The sequence below is a fragment of the Nocardia carnea genome, from assembly GCF_029869215.1.
Taxonomy (GTDB): Bacteria; Actinomycetota; Actinomycetes; order Mycobacteriales; family Mycobacteriaceae; genus Nocardia; species Nocardia carnea_B.
Genome location: NZ_JARWPM010000056.1, coordinates 18833 through 27483, shown reverse-complemented (window position 1 = coordinate 27483; position 8651 = coordinate 18833). Strand labels below are relative to the sequence as shown.

The following is an 8651-nucleotide window of genomic DNA, read 5'->3' as shown; positions in this document are numbered from 1 at the left end:
CCCGGCCCCGGCCCTAACCCGCCCGGGCCCGGTTTAGCGACCCCAACACCCCCACCCCGGCCGCGGCCCGCGTCCCGGTCTCACCCCGGGCCGCCGGCGCCGCGGAACCACGGCCGGCCCCGGTCGCCCGGCCGAGCGGTGGCCCGCACACCCCTCCACCGGCCCCGGCCGCGGTACCGCATCCGCCGGTGGATCAGGTCCGCCGGCCGCCCCGCGGCACGTCCCGGAACGGCACAGTGTTGTCCGACCGCGCTTCCCGCGGCATTCCGAGCACCCGTTCGCTGATCACATTGCGGGCCATTTCGGTGGTTCCGCCGCCGATACAACTCACCTGCCGCATCAGGAACACATCGGCCGTATCGCCGAACTCCCCGTCCCATACCGCATCACCTGCAACCTCGAATTCGATGGTCGCCCGGCGGGATTCGGCGATACCGCGGAACAGGCGCCCGATCGCGGCCGACTGATCGGGCATCCGGCCGGTGGCCATCCCGGTGCCGAGGCGCCGCTGCAGCGCAGTACCGACGACGTCGAGCATCCGGTCCTCACCGATGAGGTCGCGTACGCCCGGTTCGTCGACGGTGCCGGCCCGGCAGGCGATCTCCACCGGCGAGCGATCGGAGAGAGCGGGTTTCGCCGGCACCGTGACATACGGTGATTCCGACAGCAGCCGTTCGTGCGACATCCACCGCGTGCCGACGGTCCAGCCGCCGTCCACCTCGCCGATCCGGTCGGAATCCGGGACCCGCACATCGGTGAGGAATTCCTGGCAGAATTCCCGGGCACCGTTGAGCATCTCGATCTGGTGCACCTCGATCCCCGGCTGGTGGATGGGCAGGATGAATACCGTGAGCCCGCGGTGCTTCGGTACATCCCAGTTGGTGCGGGCCAGGCACAGCGCCCAATCGGAATACCAGGCGCCGGTGGTCCAGATCTTGGCGCCGTTGAGCACCCAGTCGGCACCGTCGCGGACGGCGGTGGTCACGGCGCCCGCGACATCGGATCCGCCGCTGGGTTCGGAGAGGAACTGCATCCAGATCTCCTCACCCCGCAGCATCGCCGGGATATGGCGCCGCTTCTGCTCCTCGGTGCCGAAATCCAGCAATACCGCCGCGCACGGCGACAGCGTGGGCACCTGGCAGCGGGACGGATACTCGAATCCGGCCATCTCCTCGGTGAACGCGCGCTGATGCGCGACGGTGAGTCCCTGGCCACCGTATTCAACCGGGATGGCGATCCCGGCGAACCCGGCGTCGTAGAGCATGCGCTGCAACCGCCGGTCGTTGCCGACGGCCGCAAGCTCCTCCTCCCGCGAAACCTTCCGCAGCCCGGCGACGGCCTCCGGCCGGTACGGCCCCAGGTGCGCCCGGATCCAGGCCCGCGCCCGCAACCGGAAACTTTCGACATCCTCTGGTTCCCGACCCGTTGCCGGCCGATCGCGGGGTGCCGGCGACTTGCCCTCCGCAACCACCGGATCCTCACTCATTCCGTGGCTTTCACGCGCGAGCGCGCCTTCGCCGCGTTCCCGCTGCGCGGCAACCCGCGGTGCCGTCGCACTCGCCGCGTCCGATTCGATCAGCCGGTCGGCGATGCGCCGGCGGTGCCGGGCGGGTGTGCCGTACAGCGTGCGGTTCACGGTGGCGCGGCGCAAGAACAGGTGCAGGTCGTGTTCGAAGGTCAGGCCGATCCCACCGTGGAGTTGTACGCAATCCTGCAGCAGCTCCGGCCCGTAGTGGCCGATGAATGCCTGCGCCACATCCACCAGTTCCCCCGCATCCGGGGCATGTTCGCCCACCGCGACGGCTGCCCGGTCGGCGATCGCATGCGCCGCCTCGAGCCACGACTTCAGGTCGGCCGTCCGGTGTTTGAGCGCCTGATACGAGGCCAACGGCCGCCCGAACGAATATCGGTCCGCCATCCAGTCCAGCGCCATCTCGAAGCCGGTCTGCATGGCACCCACGGTTTCGGCGCACTGCACGGCCACCGCGATCTGCTCCTGCCGCACGACCTGCTCCGCCGCGACCCCGAGCGCACCCACCAGCGCACTGCGCGGAATCCGGACATCATCGAAGGCGACCGTCGAGAACCGGCGCGTCAGGTCGGGCGAACGCAACGGTGTCACGGTGACTCCCCGGCTCTCCACCGGCACCAGAACCTGCGTGACACCACCCTCGCACAGCCCGCTGACCAGCAGGTACCGCGCCGAGCCCGCCGACTCGACAGGCTGTTTACGACCGTTGAGCACCAACTCGTCCCCGTCGATCCGGATCCCGAGTCCGACCCCGCGCTGCGGTGCCGGTTCGGTATGACACCAGGTCGCGATCGATTCGCCCGACAGCAGTTCGGCGAGGACCTCCGCGTGTGACCCGCTCCCGGCCAACGCGACCGCCACGATATTCGCCGGCACCAGCGGTCCCGGCGCCGCATGCCGCCCGAACTCATAGGCGATCAGCGTCAGATCGACAACCGGCCGGTCGCTGATCGATCCGCCCCCGGCCTCCTCCCCCACCAGCAAGGACGTCCAGCCGAGTTCGGCCCCGCCCCGCCAGTACTCGGCCCCGAACCCGTGCTCATCGTGGCGCAACCCGCGAATCTTCTCCCGCGGGACGCGGGCAGCCAGGAACTTCGCCGTGGTGGACCGGAAGAACTCCTGGTCATCGGTGATATCGAACAGCATGCGGTCGGCTCACTTCTCTGCGCGCACTGGGGAAGCCGGATCACGCACCGAGGCACGGGCTACCGCGAAAGCGCTTCCTGATTTGTAAATGTCATTCTCTTGTTTAGCGAACTATCTTTCCACTATCAAATAACGTCGAGGACCGTCTCGGCAAGATCTGCACCGAAACCCCCGCGACGCGACCCGACAACCCTCACCACAGACAGCCACCACAGCCCGGCATCCACTGCACGGCCGGATCGTGCCCGGCTCGCCGAGTCGCCCGGCGAACAGCGCAGCGGGCGGTGCCGCGATTCGTCTCATCCGAGCCGGGTATGCGCCCGATGAGACACCGGCTTCAGTGAATGAGGAGAATCCGATGGCATTGCGCCTTACCCGAAAGTCCTGCCCCGCACTGGTTGCGGCCACTCTGCTCGCGGCTACGGTCGCCACCGGATGCGGCGACGATACCGGGACCGGCGAGTCGACTGCGACCACACCGACCGGACCGGCCGTAACCTCCGCGCCCCCGGAACAAGACAACGAAGACGAGGCGGTGACCCCGCAGGCATCCCAGCAGCTCTGCGATATGGTCGGCAGCGAAATCGACACCTGGCGCGATCTCGGTCCCGTCCCAGCCCGAGTCGCCTTCAACGGCACGGTCCAGAACTGGGCCGCCCGCAACGACGGCCTCAACGACGAGGTCATCCAGGACACCGGCCTCGTGGATACCGTCACCGCACAAACCTGCCCCGACGTGCGCGACCGGGCTCTCGAAGTCCTCGACACCGAAACCCTCGCCTCGGCCCTGGCCGGGTTCGGCGAATAGCCGAAAGCCCTGCTACGCAAAGCCGATGGGGGCCGAATGCCCCGCGCATGATTCAGGCCGACCTGGCCTGAGTTACAGCCATGAGGCGCGGGTGCCCGTGCTATAGGGTGGGCCGGGACTGAAGGGGGGTTCGTATGACCGGTCCGCTGAACGATCCCGGCTACCACGCTCTGCCGCCGCCTTCCGGTTACGCTGCCCCGCCCGGCCTTTCACCGCGAGCACCGCACAACGGGACCGCCCTGGCGGCTGCCATCATCGGGATGGTCGGTGGTATCGCCGCTTCCGGGCTGGCGGTCAATGCCTACTTCGCATGGCGTGACTATGCCGAGAGGGTCGACAACCTCAACGACGGTACGCCGATGTCCGTCGCGCTCGACCCGACCCCGTTCGTGTATGTGCCGGTGTTCGCGGTGCTGGGGGTGCTCCTGCTCACCGGCTCGGGTCTGCTGTTCGCTCGCACCCAGCTCGGCCGGGTACTGCTGATCTTCGGCGGCGCGGTGGGGGCGCTGGCCGCATTCGTCCCGGTGGTCCGCGTGGCCGGCGAAATCGATGGTGTCCCCGAACTCGATATTCTCCTTCTGCAGCTGTTCGTCTCCGCCTCGGCCGCATTCGGTCCGGCAGCGGCCGCGGTGCTGGCCGCGCAGCCCGCGACCGGACGCTGGATCGCCGCGCGCCCGCGCTGAGCCCGGCACGGGCTGGACCGAGCGGCAACCGTCCGACCACCGCGGACGAGCGCCATGGACACTGACGCACACGTGACACTGTGATCCAGGGAACATCCTCCCGCACAATGACTCTCGAAGCGGCGGGCCGAGTGCGGCTAAGGTGGCCACATCACCAGCGAAGGGAGGGGGTCGGTCCGGTGCTCGTCATCGCCGACAAGCTCAAGTCGGGCGCGGAGAAGCGGGTCGTCGCCTGGTTGCGGAAATGGCAGGACGATTACCGGGTCCCCGGGGTCGCGATCGCGAACTGTTTCGTGGCCGGGCAGGAAGTCGATCTTGTGATCATCACGCCGCACACCACCGTGGTATGCGAGGTCAAAGGTGTGAACCCCGAGGTCACCGGGGGTGTTCTGCACTGCACCAGCAACAGCCGGTGGACGGTTTCGGGCTTCGAGGGCGATCCGGTGAGCGTGCGGCAGAGCGATACCACGCCCTACGACCAGGTGCGCGAGGCGGTTTTCAAACTGAAATCGGTGGCCGCTCGCGCGGGCGGGCCCACGTTCGTCAGCGGTCTCGCGGTGGTGGTCCCGCCGCGTGAGACGACCTTGCGGCTGGACAAGAAGTCGGCGCCGCAGGGCTGTGATGTACTGCTGTGTAACACCCAGAACCCGCTGCGCGCCTGGTTCCACCGGGCCCATCACCGGGCCGCGGTCGTGTGGACCGCCGAACAGGCCTACGCGCTGATCGAAGCCCTGGAGCACGGCGGCAGCACCACGGTCGCCGACCTGGCCCATGAAGGGTTCCCGCTCGACGTACCCGCCCAGCCTTCCCCCGCATCGCCCGCTCCTGGCGAGCCGGCGAAACCGGCGGCGCAGGCCCCCACGCCCTCGCGCCGCACGAAACCGCAGCCCGAGCCTCCAGTTCCTCCGGCCGCGGTTCCGCCCCCACCGTCCACACCGCCCCGCGCCCGCAACGCCGGGAAACCATCCGGTTCGGCACCGCGCCGCGCCCCGGCAGAGCCGGGGCCACCGCCCCGCGCCGAGGACCAGGTTCCGGCCGCCGCCGATCCCGTTCCTCCGCCTGTCGCCGAAAAAGCGCCGCCTCGGACCGACCCGATCCCTGACACCGCATCGCCCGCGCCCTCGAACTCGCCCTCGGATGCCGGCTCGCCGCCGGCTTCGGGCGCCCGTGTCCGGCGCCACATCCACCCGCAGACCGCTGTGGCGCTGGCAGCGATCGCCGTACTCGCCGCCGGTATCTGGCTCCTGGCCCAGCTCGGCAGCGGCGGGACCGAACCCCGGGGAAACACCGGTCAACCACAGAACGACTCGGTCACCGAACAGAGAACGCCGCCCCTGCCGTCGACGCCCCGGGTAGGACCAGCCGCGCCAGGAACGGAGCCTGCCTGTTTCCCCTTCCAACCGAACTGCTGACCCACCGGCCGGCACCGTTCCACTCGTGCGGCCCGGTGCAAGCCCTGCTCCGGGTCGCGGTAACCGATGTCGAATCGAGCGGTACCACCATCCCCGCGGGTGCGCAGGTTCTCCCGCTGATCGGCTCCGCGACCCGCGCCGCTTCGCCGACCCCGACGAATTCCGGCTCGACCGACCCGATATCCAGGACAACGGGTCGGGGGCCACAGCGTCCCGTCGGGGGCGGCGAACTACTCAGGCATCCTCTTTGCGGCGCACCATTTCCGAGATCCAGGCGGGCGCGAACGGTGATGTGCAGTTCGGCGGGGTCGGGTAGTCCTTCAGTACCTCGAGGCGCTCGCCGATTGCGAGTGCCCGGGCCCGGTACTCGGAATGCTCGATCCCGATCTGGGCGAGACAGGTATTCATCGCCCACTGCAGACGGTCCGGAGCGCTCCGCATCTCCGCTTCGATGATGTCGAGCAGACCGGCGAGGTCGAGGCCCTCGGGTTTCTTCACCACCCGCTCCGAGGTCAGCGCCCAGCCGGCAGCGGCCACCATCGGATCCGGATCGGCGAACCAGGCCGGTCGCAGTTCCTCGGCGTGCGGACTCTTCTTCACCACATAGTTGACCAGCCAGTCCTGCGCCTTGGGTGTGCGGGCCTGCCGCAGCATGGCGTCCAATTCGTCCCGGTCGAAGGCCTTCGGCCGGCAGATCAGAAGCGCCAGCAGTCGGGCCGCGGTGTCCCCGGTGGCCCAGAGTTCCCGCGCCAGTTCCTGCTGGGTTCCGAGCCGCTTGGCCACCGCCCGCAGCTTGGTGAGGTTGACACCGTGATCGTCACCGTGCTTCTCGTTCACGGCACGCATCTTCGGGTCCTCGAGCGCGGCCAGCTCCGCCATCACCTCGGCCACCGTCACCGGGTTTTTCGTGGTCTGCGCCACCTCGTCTCCTCTCCTCGCCGGTGGCCTTCAGACTACGACTGCCGGCCGGCCGTACCTGTCGGCGTCGGAGCGCTACCGTGGCGAGGAGGCCCGCACCGGACCCTCGTCCTCGCCGCCGCGGCATCGTGCCGCCGGAGCCCAGTCGCTGGCGCCGGTCAGCCGATCCGGGTGGGCGAGGGTGTCGTCGGGCAGCTGTTCGATCGGATGTTCACCGGGCGCGCCGTTCGCGATCACGATGTAGCCCTGGGCGGCGATACCGGTCAGGAAGCTCGTGGCCGAGATATTGCTCTGGTGCGGCAACCGCCCTCGGCCCAGGCCGGGATCGGCACGCTGCCGTCCGGGAAGGCGTCCAGGTCCGCGGGGCGGTGATCAGGGCTTGACAACGGGCAGCTGCACCAGCGACGGTTGCGCCGGATCGGAGACGACCTCGATCGTGGATCCGTGGGCATCGGGTAGCGGGATGCTTTCCCGATGGTCGTAGCCGGTCACCGTGATCTGCATGCGGTGGCCTGCACGGAAGACGTAGGACAGGGGCAGGATGTCGAAACGCATACGCACGGCCGCGCCGGGCGTCAGCGGTTGCGCGTCCTCGCGGAACGAACGGTGGTACGGCACACCTGCCGGGAGGGTGTACGGTGCTTCGCTTTCGGCGCGCAGCGACGCGGTGAGACGCCCCTCGGTGACGACCGAAACCGTGCCGTCCGGTGCCACGTCCTCGACGTAGGCGAAGAGGTGGGCGTCGGTGCGATCGACCCGGACGGTGAGATCCGCGATCGGGGTACCGGTTACCTCGGTGTCCCGGGTGAGGGGTGCGCTCGTGTACGAGGTGCCTTCACCCGCCGTATGGCACGGCTGAATTGTGGATCCCGACCCCGCTTCCGGGCATTCGACCGACGTGTTCACGGTGAATTTCCGGCCACCCGCGGTATCAGAGCCCAGTACCCCGTCACCGCCGAGTACGAAATCGGTCGGCTCCGAATCGGTGGGCGGCCAGGCCTGCGCGGTACGCCAATCGATGGCGCCTACCGGGTTGTCGATATCGGAAACGGTGGCGTAGCGGATCGGCGGCTCCGCGGCGAGGCCGGTGTCGATGCCTTTCAGATGCTCGTCGAAGAATCGGTGCGCTTCCTGCACCAGCGCGAGGCCGGGGTTCTCGCAGTGCAGCCACGGGCCGATGAGCACTTTCGAACCGGAGGTGTTCAGGGCGGTGACGATTGCCTGGTCGCGGAATTCATCGCGCCATCCGCCGACGATGTACAGCGGTACTTGCGATTCGCGGATCTGGGCAGCATAGGTGCTGAGGCTGCCTTCCGCCCAGAACCGGGAGGCGACCAGCGGGGAGAAATCGTCCCGGTACGGCATACCGGCCCACATCTTCGCCAGCGGAGTGGATTGCTGATGCTCCTCGGCGGCCTGCCGCAGCAGCACCTTGTCCTCGTCGCCGGCGACGGGGGTGACCTTCATATCGTCGGCGACGGTGCGGGTGGGCCCGTAACCCCACTGCGCCGCGATCCCGCCGCGCCGCATGGCGTCGAACTTGTTCCACGAGAAGCAGCCGGCGAATGCCGCTTTCAGATGTGGTGGTCGCATGGAGACGGCGTGCATCGCCGCGTCGCCGGTATTGGAACACCCGTAGATACCGACCTGCCCGTTGGACCAGGGCCGACCGGCGAGCCATTCGGTGACGTCGTAGGCGTCCTGAGCCTCGACGCGGTCGTGATATCCGCGCCGGACCCCGAACGATTGGCCGTTCCCGCGCCGGGCGACCTGGGCGATCACGTACCCGTGCTCGGTCAGCGCGGTGAGGTTCGAATAACCGGCCTCCCGCGGGCCCACACCGTCTTTGGGGCTCGGGTAGATATCCAGTTTGTGATGCCAGATGACGGGGAACTTTCCGTCGGCCGCGCGTCCGTCGGCGGCGGGACGGTGCAGCAGGACCGCCAGCCGGGTTCCGTCGGTCATGGGTAGGTAGAAGGTTTCGGTGGTCGCCTCGGTGTACTGCTTGTCCGGGGTGTAGTCGGCGAAACCTGCTTGTGCGGTCTCCGTGCCGGATGTGCGGGTGACCACGAACAACGCGCCTACGACGACCAGGAGGCCGACGAGACCCGCGACCAGCCAGCGTGCTCTGGACATGGAAATCTCCTTGCAAT

General features: G+C 68.6%; 7 protein-coding genes and 1 pseudogene. 3 read left to right on the top strand and 5 right to left on the bottom strand.

The genetic code is table 11. The features are described from left to right. Positions 1-193: 193 nt before the first annotated feature. Both QH276_RS35435 and QH276_RS35430 read right to left on the bottom strand, forming a co-directional pair. A complete protein-coding gene (locus tag QH276_RS35435; RefSeq protein ID WP_432278780.1) occupies positions 194-1486 on the bottom strand; it encodes an acyl-CoA dehydrogenase family protein in 1293 nt (430 codons plus the stop codon). A 102-nt stretch (positions 1487-1588) separates the two neighbouring features. Continuing rightward, a pseudogene (locus tag QH276_RS35430) lies at positions 1589-2677 on the bottom strand (acyl-CoA dehydrogenase family protein); the annotation flags it as partial. A 358-nt stretch (positions 2678-3035) separates the two neighbouring features. Between QH276_RS35430 and QH276_RS02375 the strand changes: the two are divergent. The 3 genes from QH276_RS02375 (at position 3036) to QH276_RS02365 (ending at position 5580) form a co-directional block, all read left to right on the top strand. Then, entirely contained in the window at positions 3036-3485 is a 450-nt protein-coding gene (locus QH276_RS02375) for a hypothetical protein (RefSeq protein ID WP_280401187.1), read from the top strand. A gap of 134 nt (positions 3486-3619) precedes the next feature. Continuing rightward, on the top strand, positions 3620-4168 hold the full coding sequence (locus QH276_RS02370; RefSeq protein ID WP_280401188.1) for a hypothetical protein: 549 nt from the start codon (positions 3620-3622) through the stop codon (positions 4166-4168). A 179-nt stretch (positions 4169-4347) separates the two neighbouring features. Then, positions 4348-5580 carry a nuclease-related domain-containing protein gene (locus QH276_RS02365; RefSeq protein WP_280406581.1) on the top strand — a complete coding sequence of 411 codons (1233 nt, stop codon included), beginning with the start codon at positions 4348-4350 and terminating at the stop codon, positions 5578-5580. Between the two features lie 234 nt (positions 5581-5814). Here the strand turns inward: QH276_RS02365 and QH276_RS02360 are convergent, their stop codons facing one another. From QH276_RS02360 to QH276_RS02350, 3 genes are all read right to left on the bottom strand, one after another. Next, positions 5815-6459: a DNA alkylation repair protein gene (locus tag QH276_RS02360; protein WP_280401195.1), complete on the bottom strand. Its 645-nt coding sequence runs from the start codon at positions 6457-6459 to the stop codon at positions 5815-5817. Positions 6460-6573: 114 nt separating this feature from the next. After that, positions 6574-6801, bottom strand: a complete 228-nt coding sequence (locus QH276_RS02355; protein ID WP_280401190.1) for a hypothetical protein — start codon at positions 6799-6801, stop codon at positions 6574-6576. Between the two features lie 69 nt (positions 6802-6870). Next, positions 6871-8634, bottom strand: coding sequence for a CocE/NonD family hydrolase (locus QH276_RS02350; protein WP_280401191.1), 1764 nt, complete (start codon positions 8632-8634; stop codon positions 6871-6873). Positions 8635-8651 lie beyond the last annotated feature (17 nt).

Coding starts and splice junctions, on each gene's coding strand:
- QH276_RS02370 (WP_280401188.1), top strand. CDS start 3,620: ATGACCGGTCCGCTGAACGATCCCGGCTACCACGCTCTGCCGCCGCCT.
- QH276_RS02350 (WP_280401191.1), bottom strand. CDS start 8,634: ATGTCCAGAGCACGCTGGCTGGTCGCGGGTCTCGTCGGCCTCCTGGTC.
- QH276_RS02360 (WP_280401195.1), bottom strand. CDS start 6,459: ATGGCGGAGCTGGCCGCGCTCGAGGACCCGAAGATGCGTGCCGTGAAC.
- QH276_RS02375 (WP_280401187.1), top strand. CDS start 3,036: ATGGCATTGCGCCTTACCCGAAAGTCCTGCCCCGCACTGGTTGCGGCC.
- QH276_RS35435 (WP_432278780.1), bottom strand. CDS start 1,486: ATGAGTGAGGATCCGGTGGTTGCGGAGGGCAAGTCGCCGGCACCCCGC.